Origin of the sequence: Paenibacillus sp. OK076 (genome assembly GCF_900110055.1) — a bacterium.
Classification (GTDB): Bacteria; Bacillota; Bacilli; order Paenibacillales; family Paenibacillaceae; genus Paenibacillus.
Window position 1 is genome coordinate 1 of record NZ_FOCH01000006.1, and the last position, 24,224, is coordinate 24,224.

A 24,224-nucleotide genomic window follows, 5' to 3' on the forward strand; every position below is an offset into this window, starting at 1 on the left:
CACACGTACCCATCCCGAACACGACCGTTAAGCCCTCTAGCGCCGATGGTACTTGGACCGCAGGGTCCTGGGAGAGTAGGACGCCGCCAAGCGAACTCTTTCATCTTACATAGAAAACAGGCTCTGCATGTTAGCGTTGTATGATGAATTGCATTTGCCCTGCAAATGCATATTATTCCCTGATAGCTCAGTTGGTAGAGCACTCGACTGTTAATCGAGTTGTCACAGGTTCGAGCCCTGTTCGGGGAGCCATTTGCTCTCATAGCTCAGTAGGTAGAGTGCATCCATGGTAAGGATGAGGTCACCGGTTCGATCCCGGTTGAGAGCTTTGGAAATGGGGCCCGTTGGTCAAGGGGTTAAGACACCTCCCTTTCACGGAGGTAACAGGGGTTCGAATCCCCTACGGGTCATAGCTATATTTATTAGCTTAAAAAAGGGATGAGAATCCCAAAGGTTCGTCGGAGGATAAACTTCGTTAGCAATGGCTTCGCAGTCTCGAACGAAGTAAGAGTATCCCCTACGGGTCATAGGATGGAGGCTTAGCTCAGCTGGGAGAGCATCTGCCTTACAAGCAGAGGGTCGGGGGTTCGATCCCCTCAGCCTCCACCAATTAACTTAATGGGGATTAGCCAAGCGGTAAGGCAACGGACTTTGACTCCGTCATGCATAGGTTCAAATCCTATATCCCCAGCCATTTTAATTTTTAGTTTGAGTCATTAGCTCAGTTGGTAGAGCACCTGACTTTTAATCAGGGTGTCGAAGGTTCGAGCCCTTCATGACTCACCATGATATGCGCGTGTGGCGGAATTGGCAGACGCACTAGACTTAGGATCTAGCGTCTTTGACGTGGGGGTTCAAGTCCCTCCACGCGCATCCTTTATAAGCGGACGTGGCTCAGCGGTAGAGCATCGCCTTGCCAAGGCGAGGGTCGCGGGTTCGATTCCCGTCGTCCGCTCCAATATTTTGCGCCCTTAGCTCAGCTGGATAGAGCGTTTGACTACGAATCAAAAGGCCGGGAGTTCGAATCTCTCAGGGCGCGCCATTATTTTCATAAGTATCGGGATGTAGCTCAGCTTGGTAGAGCACCTGGTTTGGGACCAGGGGGTCGCATGTTCAAATCGTGTCATCCCGATTTTTATTTGCGGGTGTAGTTCAATGGTAGAACTTTAGCCTTCCAAGCTAATAGCGTGGGTTCGATTCCCATCACCCGCTTCATGATTCATTGAAAAGCCTCTGTATACAGAGGCTTTTCTTTTATTTATTGAAACAACACCTCATTAAAATACCGATCTCCTCTATATTCAGATGATAAGTGCAATAATTCCTCGAACCTCTGCATTCATTTCTGCTAAAAGAAACAAAAAATTATAAATACACTCTTTAATTTATTGCGTCAGTGTGATAAAGTATACAAAAGCTTGCTTTGCCGGTCATGTTTCTTTATGTTTCGTCTGGTTTGTAACAATGGAAATCATGCAGATATGAATACATTCAGGTGCAATGAACATTACCAGTCTAACTGTATATTTATGAAAAATTAAGAATAGGTATGAGTTATTCGAGGTATGAAAAGTACGTGAAAAAGGTATCATGCGACAGCATTTGACCATTAATCGAAGCAGAACAAGAAAATGAATAATAAAGCGTGTTTTTGTGCTGTAAATCAGGGTAAATCCCCATTTTTACTAGTAGAAAAATAAAGATTTTCGTACCATTTTATTGTATGATGTTATGAAGGTGTCAAATTTACGTGTACGAATGGAACGATCAGATGGGAGGATAAGCATGACTGAAACTATGGTAACCGCCAGCAAAAGCCAATCCAACAACCTGCTTCGGCGAGACGTGCGGTTCCTGGGCAACATACTCGGAGAAGTTCTTGTCCATCAAGGAGGCACGGAGCTTCTCGATATCGTTGAGAAGATTCGGGAAACGAGCAAATCGTTGCGTGCAGAGTTCTTGCCAGAACTTTATGCAGAGTTCAAAACGATGATCCAGGAATTAGACTCGGAAAATCGCCATCAGGTGATTCGAGCTTTTGCGATTTATTTTCAATTAGTTAACATTGCTGAACAAAACCATCGGATCCGGCGTAAACGGGATTATGAACGTTCTGCAGGGGATGCTGTGCAGCCAGGATCGATTGAAAAAGCAGTACAAGATCTGAAGGAACGCGGATTGTCTCACACGGAAGTAGAGGATATTCTAGACGAGTTATCGCTGGAATTGGTGATGACAGCTCATCCAACCGAAGCCATGCGTCGGGTTATACTGGACATCCACAAACGGATATCCGAAGATGTCATGTCACTTGATAATCCTACGCTGACGTTGCGTGAACGTGAACAGTTGCGGGAGAAGCTGTTGAACGAAGTCATTACACTATGGCAGACTGATGAGCTTCGTGACCGTAAACCGACTGTGCTTGATGAAGTACGGAACGGAATGTATTACTTTCATGAAACGTTGTTCCATGTACTTCCGGATGTATACCAGGAGCTTGAACGCTGCCTGAATAAATTTTATCCTGACCATGACTGGCATGTGCCGACGTATTTGCGGTTCGGTTCCTGGATCGGTGGAGACCGGGATGGAAATCCTTCGGTAACTTCAGATGTAACATGGCAGACACTGTTAATGCAGCGTAAGCTCGCTTTACGTGAGTATCAACGGATTATGATTGAACTTATGGGACATCTCAGCTTCAGCACGAACATCATCCACGTATCGGATGAGCTGGTGCAGTCGATTGAGCAAGACCGTAGTTGTGTAACGTTGAAAAAAGTGGATATGTGGCGGAATGAAAAAGAGCCATATCGTATTAAATTGGCTTATATGATTGCCAAGCTGAACAATGTTCTGGATGAGAACAAAGTAGGACAGCCTGACCGCTATGACAGCGCTCAAGGACTGATGGATGATCTGATGATTATCGATCGCAGCCTGCGTCATCACTTTGCAGACTATGTAGCAGATACGACCATTCGCAAAATGATTCGTCAAGTGGAGCTGTTCGGTTTCCATACAGCTGCATTGGATGTGCGTCAGCATAGTAAAGAGCATGAAAATGCGATGTCGGAGATTTTGGCCAAAATGAACATCGTAGAAGATTATGCTCGTTTGACGGAAGATGGAAAAATCGATTTACTGGCTCGTTTGCTGGATGATCCTCGTCCACTGACTTCCCCTTATCATCAGTACACAGAGGGGACCAAAGAATGTCTGGATGTATTCCGTACGATCAAACGTGCTCAGAGTGAGTTTGGGGCCGGTTGTATCACAAGCTACCTGATTAGTATGACCCAAGGAGCAAGTGATCTGCTTGAGGTTATGGTATTTGCCAAAGAAGTAGGTTTGTTCCGCAAAGAACATAACGGTGAAGTGGTATCTACGCTTCAAGCGGTTCCACTGTTTGAAACGATTGATGATCTTCATGCCGCTTCGGAAATTATGGAGAAGCTGTTCAACCTTCCGGTATATCGCGCAAGTGTGAGCGGGCGGAATGAACTGCATGAAATCATGTTGGGCTACTCGGACAGCAACAAGGATGGCGGGGTTGTTACAGCCAACTGGGAGCTGCGTGTAGCGATGAATGCCATCACCGATGTTGGTAATAAACACGGCGTTAAGCTGAAGTTCTTCCATGGTAGAGGTGGGGCGCTCGGACGTGGAGGCATGCCTCTCAACCGCAGTATTCTTGCTCAACCACCACACACCATTGGTGGGGGGATCAAGATTACAGAGCAGGGTGAGGTTATCTCTTCCCGTTATTCCCTTCAGGGAATTGCATACCGCAGTCTTGAGCAGGCTACATCAGCTTTGATTACAGCTGCATTAAACGGTCTGGAGCCGCAAGAGTCGGCATCAGAGCGTCATTGGGATAGCATCATCAAAGATATTTCCGAAGTATCCCTGACCAAATACCAGGATCTTATTTTCCGTGATCCAGACTTCTTTACCTTCTTCAAGGAATCGACACCGCTGCCTGAGGTTGGGGAACTGAATATTGGTTCACGTCCATCCAAACGGAAAAACAGCGACAAGTTCGAGGATTTGAGAGCGATCCCTTGGGTATTTGCCTGGACCCAAAGTCGTTATCTGCTTCCCGCATGGTATGCGGCAGGAACGGGACTGCAAAGCTACTATCAGGATAAAGAAGAAAATCTGGTTGTCCTGAAAGAAATGTATGAAAACTTCCCATTCTTCCGTACACTAATTGATACGGTGCAGATGGCTGTTGCCAAAGCAGATCTGGTTATTGCGAAGGAATACTCAGCCATGACTTCCAATGAGGAAGCACGTGATCGCATCTATGGTCAGATTGAATCGGAATTCAAGCTCACCAAAGAGCTGATTCTGAAAATTACCGGAGAAGCTGAAATTCTGGATGATGTACCGGTAATTCAAGAGTCGATCCGACTGCGTAATCCGTATGTCGATCCTTTGTCCTACATGCAGGTCCAACTTCTGAGTGAGCTCAGAGACATGCGTGAGCGCGGCGAGGACGACACAGAGTTGCTGCGAGAAGTGTTGCTTACGATTAACGGCATTGCTGCAGGGCTTCGGAATACGGGCTGATCATTAACCTGCTTAACCATAAATGAAGTGAATTTTCCAGCCAAACAGATAGCAAAAAGCTTAATTCTCTCCTCAACTCGAGTGAGAGATGAAACGGGACTCCTTCGGGAGTTCCCGTTTTTACTGTTTTTGGCGGATATTTTCCGGCACAGTCTTGATTTTTGACCAAAGTTGATTTACGATTTGATTGGTGAATTACAAGTGTGGACGGGTATCAGAAGGCGGAAGACCCATCAGCATGTCTGGGGGAATAAGGGTGGACAATTTGGAGAACAGGCTTGTTAAGCTGGTACTGAAGGGTGACCAGCGGGCCTTTGCAGAAATCGTTGAATTATACAAGGACAAGCTGTTTCATCTGGCATACCGGATGCTGAACAATCGTCATGAAGCCGAAGACGTTGTACAGGAGACGTTTTTGCGTGTGTTTCGCAATATGGAAAAGTATGATCCGAATCAGAAGTTCTCAACCTGGATATACCGGATTGCAACCAATCTGTGTATTGACCGCTTACGGCGGAAAAAACCTTCTTATTCATTGGATGCAGAGCTGAATGATCAGGAAGGATCTGACGGTTATGCGATGCTTCCAAGCGATGATCGTACACCAGAGAGTGAAGCACTTTTGTCTGAAACACAGACACTAATCCGTGAAGCGATTGACAGTTTGCCGGCCAAGTATAAATCAGTCATGATTTTGAGATATTTACAGGACTTGTCGCTACAGGAAATCAGTGATGTGACAGGTATGCCCGTAACAACGATTAAAACTCGTGTTCATCGGGGTCGTGATTTTTTGCGTAAAAAACTGGAGTATAAGTTGTAAATGGTTAACGTCTTTATTTTGGGCGAAATTATTTGAAACATATCCGAAACGGATGCGTATGTAATGTATGCAAGTCTTATGCGTGCTTTTTGGCGATGCAAGGACTAAGTGATCTAAGAAAGGATTGGCTCTCATATGGATTGCAACTCGGCCGTCTCTTTAATGCATGAATGTTTGGATGAGTCGTTGTCCCCGGCCCAGAAGGTTGAACTGAAAAGTCACCTTGTGACCTGTCCGGATTGTCGCATGCGCTTTAAAGAGTTGGAACAGACGGAAATGCTACTCTTTGCCATGAAACACTATTCACCGTCTGCCTCGGATGAGCTGACCAATCGAATTATGAATGCTCTGCCCCAGCCCAAGAGACAGCAAGTATGGCTCAAATGGGTCAAAGGACATCCCGCGCTGACGGCGGCAGCCTTCTTTTTGGTCGTGATGCTCTTTAGCGCCTGGAATTTCTGGAATCAGAATAACGAAATGGTCGTTAAGGGAAATAATCTGGACCAGATCGTGATTGAAGGAAACACGGTTATTGTTCCGGAGGGCAAGTCCATTGCTGGCGATCTTACGATAGAGAATGGAACTGCTCAGGTATACGGTGATGTAAATGGCAATCTAACGGTCATCGACGGACAGTTGTTTCAGGCCTCAACGGCACATATTTCCGGTCAGGTGAAAAGTATTGATCAGGCGCTGGACTGGTTCTGGTACAAAATAACCAATATGGTAAATGAAGTGGCTTATCGCTAAAACAGGGTGAATTCTTCAATGGTATATACCAAGCAGGGTACCTCCAGATTGCTGGGGTACTCTTTTTTTATCTGATGAATTTGTAATTTATGGGATTTGTGTTGTTTCTGCGCAGTTTGTGACTCCCGTAACTTGCAACCTGAACGTTAACGTTATAACCTAGATACTAAAGAGAACATACTACTACATATAGATAAGCTTTTTGCATAAATCCAAAGAGCGTCTTTTAATCAGCAAAATATAGATCGAAATGATTCTATACGTCTATACGCTGGTTGGATCGGAGGCTGCTTCTTGGCCAACTTTTGTACTTGAGGACGAGCCTGAATGGATCATGCAAATGCGAAAAAAAAGGATTATTTAAATCCTAATGGGTTAATATGAGAGCAGGGTTTACTCATCAATGGGGATAGCGGGGGCTGGCTTATGAACTATTTTGCTGACTTAACGTGGAAAGAGTCCATTAAGGACGTTATCGATATATTGATCGTTACCTATATTATGTACAAATTGATTTTGCTTGTGCGGGGTACCCGTGCGGTTCAGCTGCTCAAAGGTATTTTGTTCCTTGTGGTGATCTGGGCACTAAGTACGTGGCTAAACCTCTACACACTCAAATGGCTGATGAACCAGATGTTTACGTTTGGTGTCGTTGCGGTCTTTATTATTTTTCAACCGGAACTGCGTCGTGGTCTGGAGCAATTGGGTCGTGGCAAGCTGTTTGGACGCTCGGCAGCAGCAAGTGATGAAGAATTAACGGTGTTAATTGGTGAGATTATTAAGTCCGTAAATTATTTGTCACGGCGTAAAATTGGTGCATTGGTTGTATTCGAACGGGAAACGGGTCTGAACGATTACACAGAGTCCGGCATCCAGATGCAATCACTGGTCAGCTCAGAGCTGATGATTAACATTTTTATTCCGAATACACCGCTCCATGATGGAGCCGTCATTATACAGGGCAAACAGATTTCGGCGGCAGCCTGTTATTTGCCTTTGTCCGAGAATCCGTTTATTAGTAAAGAGTTAGGAACGCGTCACCGTGCAGCAATCGGGATTACCGAGGTTGCGGATGCGATCTGTTTGGTTGTTTCGGAGGAGACAGGACAAGTGTCGCTTGCGATGAATGGACAGGTTGTTCGTGATATTAAGGAAGAATCACTGATCGCCAAACTATACGAAGAATTGCGTCCAACATCCAATCTAACTAAAAAGAATGGTTGGACTACCTTCTGGAAACGGAAGGGGGGACGTAAAAATGGATAAATGGTTCAACAACAACAATTTTGCCAAGATTCTTGCCCTGGCGGTGAGTTTGTTGCTCTGGTTCATGATACATCTGGATGAAGTACCAACTACGCCAACAATCTCGACGGGGACGACCAATAAGGTTGTGGAGCGCACTGTGCCTGTTCAGCCTTATGGACTCGACAGTAACTCCTACGTGCTCACTTCATTAAGTACGGATGAGGTCCGTCTGGAGATTAAAGGGCAGCGTTCAATGTTAACTTCGATTTTTACGAATGATGATTATAAAGTGCTAGTGGATCTTAGTCAGGTGAAGGATGGATCCAATACACTGCCACTGGTGCCTGATCTGCCTTCCGGGGTTGAGGTAGTCAGCATGGAGCCTTCCATGGTTACGGTCAACGTGGAAAAATTGGGCACCAAATCGTTTAATGTGAATATTGTACCCGAAGGAGAACCATCCGCCGGATACAACGCTGGAACGCCCGTTGTTGAGCCTTCAGGTCCAGTTAAGGTTACTCTGCCGGAAGGGCAGCTTGACGCCGTAGCGAAGGTTCAGGGCAGTGTGAGCGTGAAGGATGCGAAGGATGACGTGACGCAGAAAAAAGTGAAGCTTCAGGCGTATGATGCGGAAGGCAAGGTCATTGAAAATGCGATTGTTACACCAGAAACCGTAGAAGTCCGTATTCCGGTCAGTCAGCCCTATACAACTGTGCCCTTAAGAATCAAATATTCGGGACAGCTGCCGGAGGGAATGGTGCTCTCCACGGTTGAGCCAAGCGTGAAAGAAGTCTCGGTTTACGGAACTGAGGATGCGCTTGCGGGTATACAGTCCTACGACCAAGTAACCCTTGATCTTACACAGTTCGATGAGGCAGGGACGTCGACAGTTAACGTGGACTTGACGCCGCCTCCCGGTTTTGAGAAAATCGAGCCTAGTTCGATTCAGCTTAAGGTGACGGTATCGCCTTACGATGAGCTTCAGGAGACGACCAAAGTCTTTTCGAACGTACCTATCACGCTTGCTGGTGCGGGGAACGGGCTGGAAGGGGCACTGGTTACTCCCAAAAGTGGTGGCTTGAATATTACGCTTAGAGGATCTTCAACGATGCTTGAAGGTCTAAGTAGTGATGATATCAAGTTGACTGCGGATCTTGCTGGACTTGCGGTAGGCACGCATGAAATAAAGCTTGAGGCTGACTTGCCTCGTTTTGCCAAACTGGATGAGTCATCAGTTGATCTTAGTGCTACCGTCAAAATCAGCGAAAAGGCTGATGATACAACGGTTGCTCCCGGCGAAGATCCGAACGATGAAGGGACTGTGGGGCCTGAGCCTTCACCAGCCGAAGTCGAGAATGGAGATACCGAAACTGCTCCTGGAGAAGAAGAAACAGAATCGAATACGGACAATCAGGAGCAGAGCCAGCAGGGGAATAACAGTCGAGGTAACTCTAATAACAGCGGCAGCAGTAATAATGGCTCCAATCCGTAAAAGAACATGTTCAATTCAGAAATTTAAAAATAACGTTTATGCTCTTATATGATGCGAATAGAAGGAGTTAGATCATGGGGAAATATTTTGGTACAGACGGCGTAAGAGGTGTTGCCAATAAAGAGTTGACGGCGGAGCTGGCTTACAGCATCGGGCGTTGTGGTGGTTATGTGCTTGCAGGCGGTGTGGAAAGACCAAAAGTGGTTATCGGTATGGATACCCGAATCTCGGGGCTTATGCTGGAATCCGCACTGGTTGCAGGTTTGCTGTCCATTGGCGCCGATGTAATTCGTCTGGGAGTTGTATCCACTCCTGGAGTGGCGTATATTGCTCGTCTGCTGAAAGCCGATGCAGGGGTAATGATCTCGGCTTCCCACAATCCGGTTGAGGATAATGGAATCAAATTTTTTGGGGGAGATGGCTTCAAACTCTCGGATGAGACGGAGAACCGGATCGAAGAACTGATGGATGCAGAAACGGATCAATTGCCGCGCCCTGTGGGTGGTGGTTTGGGTACCGTTACTGTGGATGAAGAATCCCGTTATCGTTATTTGGACTACCTGAAAACAACAGTAAATGAATCGTTCTCAGGACTCAAAATTGTTCTGGACTGCGCTAACGGAGCAGCTTATGAGCTTGCACCCAAATTGTTCAGAGAACTTGGTGCAGAAGTCATTGCCATTGGCGCTGAGCCTAACGGCCTGAATATCAATGAGCAATGCGGGTCAACTCACCCGGAGCATTTGAAACAAGAGGTGCTGAAACATAAAGCTGATCTGGGCCTTGCTTTTGACGGGGATGCGGATCGTCTGATTGCGATTGATGAGACAGGCGCTGAGGTCGATGGTGACTTTATTCTGTGTATCTGCGGTGATGCGATGAATCGTGCAGGCAAGCTGAAAGACAGTACCGTGGTATCTACCGTAATGAGTAACATCGGATTCTACAAAGCAACGGAGAAGCTGGCACTGAAAACAGCAAAGACTGCTGTGGGTGACCGTTATGTGATGGAAGAAATGCGCCGTGGGGGTTATAACCTGGGTGGAGAGCAATCCGGACATGTTATTTTCCTGGATTACAATACAACAGGCGATGGCATGCTGACAGCGATCCAGCTCGTGGACACGATGAAGGCTTCTGGTAAAAAACTGAGTGAACTTAAGGCGCTGATGACCCAGTACCCACAAGTATTGGTGAACGTGCGTGTTGAAGATAAGAGCAAATACGAGGGCAATTCTGCGATTGAGCAGGCGATTGCTACAGTGGAGCAGCATCTGGGCGATAATGGACGTGTACTTGTACGTGCGTCCGGGACTGAATCCCTGATCCGCGTTATGGCGGAAGGACCAGATAAGGATGAACTTGAACAATTCGTATCTCAAATTGCAGATGTTGTGCAAAAAGAACTGGTATAGGACCTGATCGATAGGCCTTCCAAACACAGTTGTTTCAAGGGAATCACTGTCTCATAAGGTTTAATCTAACAGGGTTTATGCCAAACAAACCCATATTCCTACGTCCCGACCTAGTGAGACCATGGGTCTGTTTATACGGTCGGGATTGTGGGTAAATATGCCGAAATTGTCACAGGTACTTTGCTCCATTGCAAAATGAACCTAACGTGCATATAATGAGTGGAGTCGTCATTCAGACACAGAAAGTGAGGATCGTAAGGTATTAGTTACACAAGCGCCAGAGCTTGAAGTTGCGCGGGAAGGATTTTGATCGGTATGAATCTTGAAACAATGAAGATGATACTGAGCAAGATCGACGGCAATCAAGCTGACGAGGTGGAGGTGTTCGGATTGTTCGGCGGGGACCTCCCGGTGATGCACCAGAGCCGTAAATCGGATTGCGGAAAATGGATGGGTGACTGTCCACACAACGCGCCGGTAGGTGCAGAGTCAACTAAAATTCAAATGAATGTGCGCGAAGAGCGTGAACAGTGCGCGGACGGGAAAATGATGTACATTCATGATTGCATCTAATAACAGCTTATGACTGCGGAGCGGCAAGAGGCTGCTCTGATCATTGATAATTGAATAATTGAAAGTATTCATGATACGTTAGGCAATCATTTTCATTTTTCCGATATGCCGTGCCAGCCTGTTTCTCTTCGTGACACAGTATTCATATACAATCGGAGGAACTAAACTATGTGCGGTATTGTTGGATATATTGGTAATAAGAACACTCAATCGGTATTGATCGAAGGACTGAAAAAGCTTGAGTATCGTGGTTATGATTCTGCAGGTATTGCGGTATTTACACCGGATGGTCTGCAAATCTCCAAAGCTCTGGGACGTCTTGCGAACCTTGAAGCCAAACTGGAGGGTGCTCCGCTGGTAGGTAATGCCGGAATCGGACACACTCGCTGGGCTACTCATGGTAAACCGTCAGATGAGAACTCCCATCCACACACGGATGGAAGCCAGAAGTTCTCTGTTGTTCATAACGGAATTATCGAGAACTATCTGGATCTGAAAGACGAACTGATTGCTCAAGGCCACACCTTCACATCCGAGACAGATACTGAAGTCATCTCCCACCTGATTGCACGTGAATACGATGGAGATATCGTTAAAGCTGTGCAAAAAGTGATCACGTTAATGCGTGGAGCATTCGCGCTGGGTGTTCTGACAGAGTATGAGCCTGAGAAACTCGTAGCTGTGCGTCAAGCAAGTCCACTTATTATCGGTATTGGTGAAGGCGAGAACTTTATCGGTTCTGATATCCCGGCAATTCTGGAACATACACGCAATGTATACATTCTGAATGACGGTGAGATGGCTGTTTTGACACATGATGCTGTCGAATTGATGACGATTGAAGGCAACTTTATTTCTCGGGAAATGATTCATGTCGATTGGGATGCTGTAACTGCAGAAAAAGGCGGATTCGAGCACTTCATGCTGAAAGAAATTCATGAGCAACCAAAAGCATACCGTGATACAATGCTGGGTCGCATCGACAATGAAGGCAAAAAAGTTCAACTTCCTGAGTTGAAAATGACCGAAGAGCAAATTAAAAATATCCGTAACGTTCAAATCATCGCTTGTGGTACAGCGTACCATGCAGGTCTGGTTGGACGTACTGTAATCGAGCAATTGGTACGTATTCCGGTAGAAACAGATGTTGCTTCCGAGTACCGCTACCGTTCCCCGATCGTAAGCAAAGATACACTTGTGATCGTGGTGAGCCAATCAGGTGAAACGGCTGATACACTTGCTGCACTGCGTGAAGCACAGTCCAATGGTGCACATGTACTCGCCATCACTAACGTTGTAGGCAGCTCCATTGCACGTGATGCAGACGATGTGATTGCAACACTGGCAGGACCGGAAATTGCTGTAGCTTCCACTAAAGCGTACACTTCGCAATTGATCGCGTTCAACCTGCTAGGTCTGTACCTTGCACAAGTTCGTGGCACACAAACAGCAGAAGAGATTGCTCACACGCTGGCAGCAATGCAAGCATTGCCTGAGCAAGTTGAATCCATGCTGGAGCAAGCGGAAGCTATTAAAGGATATGCAGAACAAATCTCCAAACATGAACACCTCTTCTTTATCGGCCGCGGTCTAGATTATGCAGTAGCACAAGAAGGATCGTTGAAACTGAAAGAGATTTCTTATATTCACTCCGAAGCGTATGCTGCGGGTGAGTTAAAACATGGTACGCTTGCATTGATCGAAGAAGGTATCCCTGTCATTGCTCTGGCAACACAGGAGAACGTTCTGGAGAAAACGGTGAGCAACATTAAAGAGGTAAAAGCACGTGGTGCAGACGTACTGGCAATTACGTACGAAGAGCACGTAGCACCATTGCTGAAATCCGTTGACCAAGCGTTTGCAATTCCTAAGACGTTGCCATTGCTTAGCCCGGCTTTGTCTGTGGTTGCATTGCAATTGCTTGCATACTACGCTTCGCTGGCACTGGGTCACGATGTGGATAAACCACGTAACCTGGCGAAAAGTGTAACGGTAGAGTAAGGGGTTAATCTTTAAGCTTAATGCCGTGTTCATGTTCAGAAAGCAATATCAAGGAGTCCTGATGACTAAATGTCATCAGGACTTTTTTTAATTTGAGGAGGTATTCATTTGTGCACTATTGGCACATGCACAAGAGTATGCAAGATACAATATTACAGCCAATGTATGTCACGAGGCATCGTGCAGACAGAGGGAACGCAAAATCTATTACTGCTTCAATCCCATTGGGCAGAATTGGAGAAACAATGGACATTGCAAAAGTAGCGTTATTATAAGCAGCCTTTAATAAGTAGAACTTGTGTTGTTCAAGCTGGACATCATGTTATCTTGACCCCAACCTACAATCGATTCAATTAAAGGAACTAATTTCATTCCCGAAGGGGTAAGCGAATACTCCACTCTTGGTGGGACTTCATTAAATTGCTCCCTATGGACAATCCCATAATCTATTAATTCCTTTAAACAATTGGTGAGCATGGTACTCGTAATTCCATGAAGTCTTCTCTTCAGTTCATTATATCTGATCGTTTCATTTTCACTTAGGATTGCCAGGATTGGCAAGTTCCATTTCCCTCCGATTACATGGAAAGCGTAGGTCGCGGGGCACATTTTTTTTAAATCAAAGTCGTATTTCATCAGGTTTCCTCCATTAGTATACTTTTTAATGCTTAGTATGAAAAACAATTGTACTTGTTGAAGTTGTTCTAAGTATTATAATCATACTATACAAAGGTAATTCACCAAAGACCCCTTTTGATAAAATCATAAAAAGACAATTGACCAAATGCTTGATCAAGTAGTTGTATGGTCTGGTGCATTGAAACTTTGAGATAACAAACAAAACAAGGATGCACTTGGTGATTAGGGATGAGAGTTCATCGCTGATCTTTACATCAGAGAAATTCAGAAAGGCGGTAATGAATATGAGTGATCAAAATAATATGGTATGTGATCTTGAAACGGGTGTATGTGGTGTCGCTGAGGATGAACCAATGGAAGTAATTGATTTCAATCACAAAGAGAAAACAGTAACGATGTATTATGTTACAGACCCCATCTGTTCACACTGTTGGGCTCTTGAACCGGTATTGAATCGGTTTGTTGAGGAATACGATCAATATTTTAAAACGGAAACATTAATGGGCGGATTACTTCCAAGTTGGCATGGGTTCTCGGATGGTGGAAATGGGATACAGAAACCATCTGATGTTGCAGAGCACTGGAAGGAAGTTGGGGAGCATTCTCGGATGCCAATCGATGGATCGCTTTGGTACTCTGATCCTATTCTTTCATCCTATCCTCCATCCAGAGTATTTAAAGTCATCCAGCAAAACCATGCAGGTAAAGAAATAGATTTTCTTCGGAATGCTCGGGAAGCTGTTTTTGCCTTCAATCGAAATATTGGACAAGACGATGTATTGATTGAAATTGTTAATAAAACAGGACTTCACGGAAAGGATATTGTAGAAAAGGCGAGTGAGCAATCGGCTCAAGATTTATTAGAAGAAGATTTTGATATGGTGGCAAAACTCGGTGTAAGAGGCTTTCCTACAATTATTTTGATGAACGAAGAGAACAAGGGAGTTAAGATTGTTGGTGCAAGATCTATAGAAATATATGAGGCTGCTCTAAAACAAATCCTTAACGAAGATCCTAAACCTAAAAAGAAAGCAAGCTTATCACGGTTGCTTAAACCAGGACATATCCTCTTTTCCAGAGAGATTGAGGTAATGTACGATATTCAACAAAGTAAAGTTACAGAATTTGTTCAGGAAGAACTGGCTGAAGACGCATATCAACTTAACGAAATTATGAATGAAGTATATATTAAACGAAACTAAGAAAGAGGTGAAAAAATATGTCTTATGTTTTGCAAATAGATTTCAAATTTAAAGGTCCTTTTGGAGAAGCCATGTCAATGGAATTTGAGAAGTTGGCTGAAAGCATCAATTTAGAAAAAGGATTCATTAAGAAAGTATGGACTGAAAGTGAAGCAAGGACAGAAGCTGGTGGGCATTATCACTTTGAAACCGAGGAAGATGCAGAAAACTATCTGAAAATGCATTTAGAAAGACTCCGCGGGTTCGGGATAGAGGAGTCGAACGTGAAAATATTCAAGGTCAATGAGAAATTGTCTTTAATTAATAAGGGATTGAGTTAACCAACCAAAATAAATCGACTTGTGTCGATTTATTTTGCTTAGTTTGCACATGGGGTGTACGTAATCGTACAAAGAGAAAGAAAAATCTATATACAAGATAGGACTACATACTTCCATGCTCAGACCGAAACAATAGAGTACAAACCATTCTGCAATGAAATGCTTCCTGCCCGTCCAGTTTCAACCTTTAACTCAGTGGCAAATACCCCAGGTTTGCGTCCGTCTGGGAACCAGGGCATCTCTTTGTCGATTACAATAAACATGCCTTCTGCGTCACCGATGGGGGCAAATTGCTTTCCATCTCCGGCAAAGGGTTCAAGGTGATAGTGCCCATTCATTTTGCTTATGGTATCAGGAACATCATCGACAGGCAGACCAATCTCGCTAATGCATAGCAGTTGCCTAGAATCAAAGGTTCCTTCGACTGCATTATCCAACGAATGGTGAGCGATGAACTCCATCAAATTACCACTCGGGTCATAGAAATAAAAAGCAGTAGCGTCCCAGTAGGGGAAATAGAACTCGTCTTTATCATCCTTGGAAAGCAAAGTGATGTTTCGATCTTGAACCCACTTCTTGGCTTGAGCGAGTTGGTTTGTAGGAATCGTAAACGCCACATGATAGAAGGGCTTTTCCTGGCCAGGAGCTTGCTGAAATGAAAGGATCGAATTTCCTGTGCGAAGCGATACGGACGTTGTATTCTCCTCCAGTAGCTCCAATTCCAATAGATTACCGTAAAACGGCTTCATGGCCTCCATTTGATGGGTGAACAAGTTAACCTCTTTTATTTGCATGCAAGTCACTCTCCCTCTGAACTTATCCTTGATTAAAATAATCAATGGTTTTCTCTATAAATGCTTTGGCAGATTGGGTCAGGTAACGGTCGGACCGATGAATGATCTCAAAGTGACGGTATGGGGCATCGTCCGTGATTCGGATGATGCGTAGTGTCGGTTCATTCATTGCCTTGATCAGTGGATAGGGTAGTATCGTACCGCCAACGTTAGCTTTGACCAGACTAATAATAGAGGTTGCCGAACTAGTCTCCATGATCGTATTCAAGGTAAAGCCATATTTCCGGCAATAGCCATCAACCAGTTCTCTGCCTGTGAACCCTTCCGGAAACATTACGGTCTGAATATCGCGCAGTTCCCTGATGCCAATCTCATTTCGTTCAGCCCAAGCGTGGTTCTCCGAAACGACGAGTACGTATTCTTCACTACATAAAGGAATGCGGACAAGACGGTCATCAGAAATCGAAGTGAGCTCGATGCCGATGTCGACTTCGTTATCCAGCACTTGATTCAATACATAAATTGAAGATATAACTTTTAATTTTACTTTAGGAAAACGGGCATGAAAGTTAACGAGCAATGGAGTAAGACGGTAGTCCAAATCGGAGGGCAGGACTCCAATCACTAGCTTACCTCGCTGATCATTGCGGAATTCAGCTAACGCATCCTGGGTATTCTGTAAATGGCGAACCATTTGTACACAATGCTCCAGGAACAACGTTCCCGCCTGAGTCATCACAATCTTTTTGCCCACCCGGTCAAACAAGGGAACACCCAACTCATCCTCCAGCGCTCGAATCTGTTGACTCAAGGTAGGTTGAGAAATGCCGATTTTATCTGCTGCACGTGTGAAATGGAGTTCCTCACAAACGACGATAAAGTTCTCCATTTGACGGATTTCCATATGCTTCCCCTCTAATCATTGGTTTTTATAATCATTTTAATAGAAACTATTGTATTGTTCAATCATTATAATAATTCTATACTAGTCTTGCACCACAAAAAGATCTACAGCCTGGATCATTAGTGAATGCAGCTATATAACAATACATGAGGTGATCCATAGTGAAACTGTTTTATATCGTTCTGGCGCTTATTCTGGCTTCATTGAATCTGCGACCACCCATTACATCCATTTCTCCCTTAATGAGTACCATACAAAGTGATCTGGGTATTAGCGGAATTGCAGCAAGTCTGTTAACTACGCTTCCCGTATTATGTATGGGTATATTCGCTCCATTTTCCGTAAAGCTAAGCAGGAGGTGGGGGAATGAAGGCGCGATCGTTTTGGCATTAATCCTCATTGGAATAGGTACGGCATTGCGGTTGTTCGTGGGTGCAGCACCTCTGATGATGTTTACTTCATTTCTATCCGGTGTAGGGATTGCATTGGCTGGTCCGTTGTTGTCTAGCTTTATCAAGCAGTACTTCCCTACGCGAGTTGCTGCCATGGTGGGGATCTACTCTACAGCAATGGTTGTGGGGGCCAGCATTAGTGTTGGACTATCGGTTCCCCTTCAAAATCTCCTGGGGGGTTCGTGGAAGGGATCGTTAGCGATGTGGGCATTGCTCGCCGTCATTGCTTTGCCCGTCTGGATGAAATTAGCCTTGTCAGCACGAAAGGATCGACAAACGGGGCAGATTTCTACTGTGAATGTTGAAGCTCTTCCAGTGAAAAATAGTCGAGCATGGGTACTGACATTGTTCTTCGGATTGATGGCAGCGATCTTCTATTCATTGACTGCATGGCTTGCGCCTGCGATCCAGAGCCAAGGATATACGAAAGAGACTGCCGGCAGCATCCAAACGTTATTTACGTTAATTTCATTGCCATCTACGTTATTCATTCCAATGCTCGTTCACCGTTACCAAAGACGTGTATTCTGGCTTGTTGGATGTGCGTTAATGGAGTTGATAGGAGTTTTAATGCTGAACCTGTCCGTCAGTCCTTGGCTGGCCGCAATCCCACTCGGCATTGGGGCCGGGGGACTGTTCCCGATCGCTCTGATGCTGCCGATTGATGAGACAAATAATGCTCAGGAAGCCAGCGCCTGGTCAGCCATGACCCAATCGGGCGGTTACATTCTGGGCGCGCTTGGTCCACTGGCGATCGGCTGGCTCCATGATACCACAGGCAGCTTTGTTCAAGCGTTCTATGGTCTGGCTATAATCATTGTGCTGCAAATCATGGTTCAGTTGGCGATAGGCAATAAAAAAAGCGCATGGTAAATCAGAGTCCAGAGTTTGACGAAAAAAGATGGATATCGATGTGCGATGAGGTCTCTTGAGGTATCATCGTTCCTGTTGCGGGCAAACATTGCAAGTGGTTAGTTGGCGGCGAGAGTTAAACATGGTCGAGTAAATCCAGATAGTGCTGTCTTAAGGATTCTCTTAAGGTATTGGGCTCCATGATCTTGATGGTCTTGCCGAAGCTGGCGAGATAACGAATGATGAACTCAAGCTCATGGGCTTCATACGACCCGACTAAATAGGCGTATCCAGTAAGTCCAGTATCAGTTCCAGATTCGTGAATGATCCGCATGGATGGAAACGGTTCTTGCTGGAACAGCTCAACCCCGGCTTCATTGATCAGACATTTGAATGGGATGGCATCAGCTGAGGGTTTCCATAACGAGTGGGTATCCTGTAGATTGAGTTCATTAATATGTGGAATAGGTTCGATATCTGTCACCTCGCATGAGGTGATTCGGTCACATCGGAACACACGGTACGCCTGTTTACCCAGATCATACGCCTGGCAATACCAGTAGCCTTTCATCGCATAGAGGGCGATTGGCTGAATGGTGCGTATGCCGGGCTTGGGTTTGTCGGGATTGGAATTGTTGTCTGGGCTACTGCTGCTGCTGCGAATGTGCTGATACGTAATCTGTATCACTATATTCTGAACAGCGGCCATTAATAGAAACTCCAGATGTTCACTATCCCGGATTTGCTCGGTGTGTCGAAAAGAGACTCGATGCTGGATTTGTTCAATATCCTGTCTCTGGTTTTCGGAGAGGGCACTTAGAAACTTCTCGTGAATGGAGCGAAAAGAGACCTGAAAGGGCAGGTTGGTAAAGCTGCGCAATGCCTGCATGGCAAAGTATAGAGCATGAAGCTCACTCGTATTAAACGAAATGGGCGGCAGCTGCATTTGCTGAAGCAAACGATATCCCCCATAACGTCCATATTCGGCATAAAGGGGAGCACCGATTTCTTCCAATGACGCGATATCTCGTAATGCGGTTCTCTTGGATATCTGAAACTCCTGCATGAGATCTTGCAGGGTGAAGTGCTGTTTTTGATTGATAAAGCGCAGCATCTGGTTCATGCGTTCTGATTTTTTCATAAACAAACCTCTCAATGGTGCCATAGGTTGGCACCTTTTTTCGTTATAGTAAACAGTGTAAGCCAATCAAACGAAGGAGGCAACATAGATGAATTTTGAAGTGATCCCGTTTCTGTCGATGAATGGAGACGCTGCGGCAGCCATTGCTTTTTATGAAAAGTACCTGGGGGCTAAGGTGTTGTTCAAGAAAGATTACAAAGAGATGAAGGAAATGAATCCGGGGTTCGAGTGTCCTGAAGGGCAGGATGAATATATTACACATTCGGTACTCCAGATCGGGGTAAACAAATTGATGATTGCTGAGGAAGAAATGGATACGAGTCGACCGTGGCAGCTGGGAAACAGCACGTCACTATGCATTCAATCGAAAGACAAAAGTACGATGACGGAGCTGTATCATTCGCTGGTTCAACATGATGAGGTTACGGTGTTGGTGCCTTATGAGCAAAATGAGTTTAGTCCGGGGTATGGAATTGTGCGTGATCCGTTCGGAATCGTGATTCAGCTTTGTGTGACGGTGCATGATTTTTAATGAGGTAAAAGTGAATCCGTAATGAGCCTGAAGGATGTATATCCTTTGGGCTCATTTTGAATCCTTTAGAAGTTATCGTTTTCTTTTCTCTAAACTTTCTGCAAAAGGGCAGCTTCCAGCTTGGCGAGACGTTTCATCACTTTCTTCAGCATAACGGAGGCTTTGACACGGAGAGGAAGATCGTTGGAGATTTCGATGCTGTACGTACCAGCGAGAATCTGCTCTTTAAGCTCGGCAACCGACGCGCATGGACGATCCAGCACATTGAATACACTGCCGTATTGCAGACACTGGTGGGTATCGCTTCCGGCAGTGACCGGTTTGCCGAGGGACTGGGCGAATGGTTCAACCTGCCCGCGGCACGTCTCGATGCCGTATTGGTACATATCCTTGGCGTTCAGATCAAAAGCGTCCAAACGTCCCAACAAATCACGGTCCAGTTGATACAGCGGGGTGGATTCGCGGAAAGGGTGTGCGCCAATTTTGAGCAATGGCCAGGCTTCGGCCAAATCCAAGAGTTCTGCAAAAGGAATGAATGAACCTTTGGCTGTATATGGTTCCAGGCCGCTGCGGACGGCAAGGATATGTTCTTTTTGGCCCACCAGCAAAATATGTCCTGTCTCCTGAATATCCACTTCCATGCCAGGAAAAATGCGCAGTCCATCTGCCTCGTAGTACTCTCCGTTATATGGATAGAGACGATCCAGCGTCTCATAGACCTCGTAGAAGTTGCGGGTGTTAAAATGTTCAGTGAGCGCGAGGGCTTCGAGCCCGCTGGCTTTGGCTTCGTTGACCATTTCGGTGAAGTAATCAACCGAGAAATCAGAGTTTTTGGATAATTTGCCGTGAGTATGAAGATCAATGCGCATAGAAGACACTCCTTTATTCCATGAATGGTTAATGGTATGAATAGTTACTGCATTTTATTTTGAATTACAGAATCTCGTAATACCCGCCGACCCAAAACAGCAGTACAACATAGATTGCCGATCCGGCGAGAAATCCGAGGTCACGTGAGGTGATTTTCAGATGGGCGAGCTTCAGGCGTTTGGACTCAGGATGCTTCATGCCGTACGAGAAACCGCGTGTCTCCAGTGCTTCCACCGTTGTGCGAGAACGTTTGGCGGTAGCCAGCATGAGTGGGAAGAAGGACACGACGAATAGCTTCATATAGTAGACAACGAGCCGCCAGTAGAGCCATCCGTGCCGGGAGGGAACCTGACCCCGCAGTCTGTAGGACAGCATGATGTTGCGGAATTCACCGAACAACACCGGCAATATGCGGTAAGCATAAGAGAGGCTGAAGGAGAACGTCGCAGGCATGCCGAGCGCAAGCAACCCATCGCCAATCCGTTCCGGGTCCATGCCCGAAAAGACGGTGATACTCGCCAGCGAGACAATCGACAGCTTCAGGGTAAGCAGCAGCAGGGGCAATGCAGATTCCAGGTTGCCACCGAAGAACAGTGAGATGATAAACATCCACCCGACCTGACCGATCAACCCCAGGCAAAGAATGATAATGATAAAAGGAGCGGCTCTGGACAGTATGGTGGTAGTCACCATCAACAGAAACATGCCGAGCAGCACAGTCCCGTTATGAACAAACCAGGGAACGATGGCAAAAAAGAGATACCAGATCAGCATGACACGAGGATCAATCCGCGACAGGCTGGCATGCCCGCTGCCATATACAGTATTCATCAGCTCAAGCTGAATGCGTTCAATGGATATTTTGTCAAACCAGTTGCGGACAAGCTGCATGATGCATATCCTCCTTGGTGAGTGATTGAGTCAACAGGTTATCAACAAAAGCCTCGGTTGTCGGTGAAAGTGTCGGCAGTCCCATTCGATGGGAGAGCTCCATGATCTGTGTAAGCGCAAGTCCGGAGCGGCGCAGAAGGGATTCATCCGCAAACACGTCAGCAGGTGTGCCCTCTGCTTCCACCTGACCATGGTGAAGCACGATAACCCGACTGGCCCACTGGGTAACCAGCTGCATGTCATGCGTGGCAATCACGGTTGTTCGCACATGTTGGTCCAGCTCATCCAGTACACCTATCAGTTCCTCGCGAGTGGCAAGGTCCAGATTGGCGGTGGGCTCATCCAGCAGCATAAGAGAAGGTTTCATGGCTGCCCCGATGGCGAGTGTGACGCGTCGCTGTTGTCCACCACTGAGAAGCCGGGCATCCCGCTCTTGCAGCGGAGTAAGTCGAAAACGATCCAGTACATGTGCAACTTGCTGGTCAGCATCCGGGATGCGACGGTTCTTCAGGAAATACGCAACTTCTTTGCGAACACTGTCCTCGATGAACATTTCAGAAGAGTTCTGAAAAATATAGGCGACTTTACCCGCCAGCTGCTCCAAAGAGGAACGGTGCGTAACTTCACCCAGAACACTGACGGTGCCTTCCTGAGGCAGGCTAATACCAGCCATCAGCTTCAGTAAGGAGGATTTGCCGGCACCATTGTTGCCAATCAAGGCAATCCGTTCTCCTTCATGGAGTGAAATATTAACACCACGAATGACTTCATGTTCTTTTTTGCCCAGTCCTCTGTAACGCAGTCGGGTTTGATGAAACTGTACAATAGGGATCAACGGTTCAGCCGCAGAAGCAATCGTTAGGCGCTCGGAATTCACCAACTGATTGGGAACGTCGCGTGCCAAGTTCGAATCGGATGAAGGTTTATTTTGCAAAGAAACGGATGGAATGGATAGGTAATTGTCGGCAAAATAAACGTTTGCTTCTTCCACCGTAATTGGGAAGCGTTGTCCTGAACTTGACGGGTCCGCATTTGTTTTTATTCCCTGCGTTAACTCCGCAGCCTGGATAGAGGCACGTGTCACCTCAGGAGGTTGAATGCCCAGCTGCTCCAGATCAGTAATGCGATTCAAGCCTTCCCTAACAGGAAGATTCCACAAGACCCGGCCTTTGTCCATCAGTACCACATCTGCGCAAAAGTCAGCGATAAATTCAGTATGGTGTTCGATGACGATAATCGTCTTACCATATTCCATATTCAATCTGGAAAGGCACTCATAGATGAGTCTCGCATGCTGCGGGTCAAGCTGTGAGACAGGTTCATCCACGATCAGGATATCCGGGTCGAGCGACAGAGCTCCGGCCAGAGCGAGCAGATGTTTTTGCCCACCACTCAATTCCCAGATGAATCGGTTATGAATGGCATCCAGCCCACACATGGCAAGTGCGCGTTCACCGAGCTCCCGATAGTTGGGCAGTCCGTAATTGAGTGGTGCAAAGCAAGCCTCGTCCAAGACGGTGGGCCGTACGAGCTGGTTGTCGAAATCCTGATAGACGTAACCGATCTTTCTGGACAGGTCTGCAACACTTCGGCCTTCGGCAGACATGCCAAGTACATTAACTTCACCGGAGAAGTCTCCTGTGTAGAATTGAGGAATAAGGCCATTGAACAACTTGCACAGGGTGGATTTGCCGCAGCCGTTGCCCCCAATAATGGCTGTAAAACTGCCTCGTGGGAGTTCAAGCGAAGCTCCGTTCAGGACAGGCTCTTCCGAGCCAGGATACGTAAAGATGACATTTTGAATGGAAATGGCAGAATCCGATGGGGTAACAGAAGATGGTGTGGACATTTCATTATGCATAAGGGCTGTTCTCCGTACCAGGTACCGTTTTGTTTTTGCTCCGTTTAGCACGCATGACCAGTAATGTCACCACGGCAACCAGTGCGGCAGCTCCGATACTAATCCAGATTGATGCCGAACCATATTGATCTGCATAGTCCGTCTCCCAAACAGCGAAGTTGATATCCATTTCGGACAGGGATTCCGCTCCAAAGGCAAGTGCAAGCAGCAGCACACCAATCAGGATCAGTTTCGGACGGAAGAAGCCGATTCCTTCATATTTCATCCCTGGATTACGAGGTTTGATGCCGAGCAGGGGTTCAATTTTGCCATAGAGCAGAGGTACGAGATACAGCGTAGGCAGCAGAGCGAACAGGATGCCTGAGAACAGTACGTCATTCAGAAAGCCAACCCCTTCGATCAGTACAACACTTTCCGCAAGGCCAGGGACAGCTTCCAGCTGCTCTACACCAATCCACACTTTACCGATATCCACCAGTGAACTGAGGAACTGATGAATGACGACTCCCGTCATGGCTGCGATTCCGACCTGTCTGCGGTTGCGAGGATCACTGACCATACGCCCTGCGACATACATGGCAAAGGAAAAGGTAATGAATTTCTCCAGCTCGCCCAGTCCGCCGAATTGCCCCAGCATCAGCTCACCGAAGATCACTTCACCAAGAGCCGCACCAAGGGCAGCAATCATGGGGTGGAACAAAATGCAAAGTGTCAACGGAATGAAGGCAAAGTACTCAACAGACAATTCAATCGGTCCAAGTTGGAGCTTGGGAATAAGCTCTGTGAACATGTTGGACAAGCCGTACAGTGACATGGAAAGCACAAACACCATCATTTTCTGTGAAGACGTCAGCGTATAACGCTCAGTCATCTTCTTCATCGTTAC

20 protein-coding genes, 11 tRNA genes and 1 rRNA gene are annotated in these 24,224 nt (G+C 46.2%); 24 read left to right on the forward strand and 8 right to left on the reverse strand.

The features are described from left to right. The 20 genes from rrf to glmS form a co-directional block, all read left to right on the forward strand. Positions 1-92 (forward strand): 5S ribosomal RNA (gene rrf, locus BMY78_RS28280); the annotation flags it as partial. 84 nt (positions 93-176) lie between these two features. Beyond that, positions 177-252 (forward strand) — tRNA-Asn (locus BMY78_RS28285). Positions 253-255: 3 nt separating this feature from the next. Further along, positions 256-328, forward strand: a tRNA-Thr gene (locus BMY78_RS28290). Between the two features lie 10 nt (positions 329-338). Beyond that, positions 339-410 (forward strand) — tRNA-Glu (locus BMY78_RS28295). 123 nt (positions 411-533) lie between these two features. Continuing rightward, positions 534-609 (forward strand) — tRNA-Val (locus tag BMY78_RS28300). 10 nt (positions 610-619) lie between these two features. Beyond that, positions 620-694: transfer RNA gene (locus BMY78_RS28305), tRNA-Gln, on the forward strand. 16 nt (positions 695-710) lie between these two features. Further along, positions 711-786 (forward strand) — tRNA-Lys (locus BMY78_RS28310). A 6-nt stretch (positions 787-792) separates the two neighbouring features. Continuing rightward, a tRNA-Leu gene (locus BMY78_RS28315) sits at positions 793-873 on the forward strand. Positions 874-883: 10 nt separating this feature from the next. Then, positions 884-958, forward strand: a tRNA-Gly gene (locus tag BMY78_RS28320). Positions 959-965: 7 nt separating this feature from the next. After that, a tRNA-Arg gene (locus BMY78_RS28325) sits at positions 966-1,042 on the forward strand. A 16-nt stretch (positions 1,043-1,058) separates the two neighbouring features. Further along, positions 1,059-1,132 (forward strand) — tRNA-Pro (locus tag BMY78_RS28330). 9 nt (positions 1,133-1,141) lie between these two features. Continuing rightward, positions 1,142-1,212: transfer RNA gene (locus BMY78_RS28335), tRNA-Gly, on the forward strand. Positions 1,213-1,785: 573 nt separating this feature from the next. Further along, the gene (gene ppc / locus BMY78_RS28340; protein ID WP_090904591.1) at positions 1,786-4,578 is read left to right on the forward strand and encodes a phosphoenolpyruvate carboxylase; all 2,793 of its coding nucleotides are present in this window, start codon (positions 1,786-1,788) and stop codon (positions 4,576-4,578) included. Between the two features lie 256 nt (positions 4,579-4,834). Next, positions 4,835-5,401: an RNA polymerase sigma factor SigW gene (gene sigW, locus BMY78_RS28345; RefSeq protein ID WP_017692117.1), complete on the forward strand. Its 567-nt coding sequence runs from the start codon at positions 4,835-4,837 to the stop codon at positions 5,399-5,401. Between the two features lie 135 nt (positions 5,402-5,536). Beyond that, positions 5,537-6,151, forward strand: coding sequence for a zf-HC2 domain-containing protein (locus BMY78_RS28350; RefSeq protein ID WP_090904592.1), 615 nt, complete (start codon positions 5,537-5,539; stop codon positions 6,149-6,151). A gap of 426 nt (positions 6,152-6,577) precedes the next feature. Next, on the forward strand, positions 6,578-7,417 hold the full coding sequence (cdaA, locus tag BMY78_RS28355) for a diadenylate cyclase CdaA (protein ID WP_063567044.1): 840 nt from the start codon (positions 6,578-6,580) through the stop codon (positions 7,415-7,417). After that, positions 7,410-8,891, forward strand: a complete 1,482-nt coding sequence (locus BMY78_RS28360) for a CdaR family protein (protein WP_177185903.1) — start codon at positions 7,410-7,412, stop codon at positions 8,889-8,891. The genes cdaA and BMY78_RS28360 overlap by 8 nt, the downstream gene beginning before the upstream one ends. A gap of 74 nt (positions 8,892-8,965) precedes the next feature. Beyond that, positions 8,966-10,306, forward strand: a complete 1,341-nt coding sequence (glmM, locus tag BMY78_RS28365; protein WP_090904594.1) for a phosphoglucosamine mutase — start codon at positions 8,966-8,968, stop codon at positions 10,304-10,306. A 315-nt stretch (positions 10,307-10,621) separates the two neighbouring features. Further along, positions 10,622-10,879, forward strand: coding sequence for a hypothetical protein (locus BMY78_RS28370; protein WP_090904595.1), 258 nt, complete (start codon positions 10,622-10,624; stop codon positions 10,877-10,879). A 168-nt stretch (positions 10,880-11,047) separates the two neighbouring features. Beyond that, complete coding sequence (glmS, locus tag BMY78_RS28375) at positions 11,048-12,880, forward strand: glutamine--fructose-6-phosphate transaminase (isomerizing) (protein WP_090904596.1); 1,833 nt, start codon at positions 11,048-11,050, stop codon at positions 12,878-12,880. 282 nt (positions 12,881-13,162) lie between these two features. On the opposite strand, the gene BMY78_RS28380 is transcribed toward glmS, so the two are convergent. Further along, on the reverse strand, positions 13,163-13,516 hold the full coding sequence (locus BMY78_RS28380) for a winged helix-turn-helix transcriptional regulator (protein WP_090904597.1): 354 nt from the start codon (positions 13,514-13,516) through the stop codon (positions 13,163-13,165). Between the two features lie 287 nt (positions 13,517-13,803). Between BMY78_RS28380 and BMY78_RS28385 the strand changes: the two genes are divergently transcribed. Together BMY78_RS28385 and BMY78_RS28390 are read left to right on the forward strand one after the other, a co-directional pair. Next, on the forward strand, positions 13,804-14,721 hold the full coding sequence (locus BMY78_RS28385; protein WP_090904748.1) for a DsbA family oxidoreductase: 918 nt from the start codon (positions 13,804-13,806) through the stop codon (positions 14,719-14,721). Between the two features lie 17 nt (positions 14,722-14,738). Continuing rightward, positions 14,739-15,041: a monooxygenase gene (locus tag BMY78_RS28390; protein ID WP_090904598.1), complete on the forward strand. Its 303-nt coding sequence runs from the start codon at positions 14,739-14,741 to the stop codon at positions 15,039-15,041. A gap of 119 nt (positions 15,042-15,160) precedes the next feature. On the opposite strand, the gene BMY78_RS28395 is transcribed toward BMY78_RS28390, so the two are convergent. Continuing rightward, a complete protein-coding gene (locus BMY78_RS28395) occupies positions 15,161-15,835 on the reverse strand; it encodes a VOC family protein (RefSeq protein ID WP_090904599.1) in 675 nt (224 codons plus the stop codon). 22 nt (positions 15,836-15,857) lie between these two features. Further along, complete coding sequence (locus BMY78_RS28400; protein WP_090904600.1) at positions 15,858-16,739, reverse strand: LysR family transcriptional regulator; 882 nt, start codon at positions 16,737-16,739, stop codon at positions 15,858-15,860. A 161-nt stretch (positions 16,740-16,900) separates the two neighbouring features. Between BMY78_RS28400 and BMY78_RS28405 the strand changes: the two genes are divergently transcribed. Further along, on the forward strand, positions 16,901-18,064 hold the full coding sequence (locus BMY78_RS28405) for an MFS transporter (RefSeq protein WP_090904601.1): 1,164 nt from the start codon (positions 16,901-16,903) through the stop codon (positions 18,062-18,064). A gap of 115 nt (positions 18,065-18,179) precedes the next feature. Here BMY78_RS28405 and BMY78_RS28410 read toward each other — a convergent pair whose 3' ends face one another. Continuing rightward, positions 18,180-19,184 carry a helix-turn-helix transcriptional regulator gene (locus tag BMY78_RS28410; protein WP_090904602.1) on the reverse strand — a complete coding sequence of 335 codons (1,005 nt, stop codon included), beginning with the start codon at positions 19,182-19,184 and terminating at the stop codon, positions 18,180-18,182. Positions 19,185-19,272: 88 nt separating this feature from the next. Between BMY78_RS28410 and BMY78_RS28415 the strand changes: the two genes are divergently transcribed. Then, positions 19,273-19,716: a VOC family protein gene (locus BMY78_RS28415; RefSeq protein WP_090904603.1), complete on the forward strand. Its 444-nt coding sequence runs from the start codon at positions 19,273-19,275 to the stop codon at positions 19,714-19,716. An 89-nt stretch (positions 19,717-19,805) separates the two neighbouring features. Here BMY78_RS28415 and BMY78_RS28420 read toward each other — a convergent pair whose 3' ends face one another. The 4 genes from BMY78_RS28420 to BMY78_RS28435 form a co-directional block, all read right to left on the reverse strand. Further along, entirely contained in the window at positions 19,806-20,585 is a 780-nt protein-coding gene (locus BMY78_RS28420; RefSeq protein WP_090904604.1) for a PHP domain-containing protein, read from the reverse strand. 64 nt (positions 20,586-20,649) lie between these two features. Next, positions 20,650-21,477 (reverse strand): energy-coupling factor transporter transmembrane component T family protein, encoded by an 828-nt coding sequence (locus BMY78_RS28425; protein ID WP_090904605.1) that lies wholly within the window; start codon positions 21,475-21,477, stop codon positions 20,650-20,652. Then, complete coding sequence (locus BMY78_RS28430; RefSeq protein WP_090904606.1) at positions 21,452-23,338, reverse strand: ABC transporter ATP-binding protein; 1,887 nt, start codon at positions 23,336-23,338, stop codon at positions 21,452-21,454. The genes BMY78_RS28425 and BMY78_RS28430 overlap by 26 nt, the downstream gene beginning before the upstream one ends. Next, complete coding sequence (locus BMY78_RS28435) at positions 23,331-24,218, reverse strand: DUF8171 family membrane protein (protein WP_090904607.1); 888 nt, start codon at positions 24,216-24,218, stop codon at positions 23,331-23,333. Before BMY78_RS28435 ends, BMY78_RS28430 begins: the two co-directional genes overlap by 8 nt. Between the last annotated feature and the right edge of the window lie 6 nt (positions 24,219-24,224).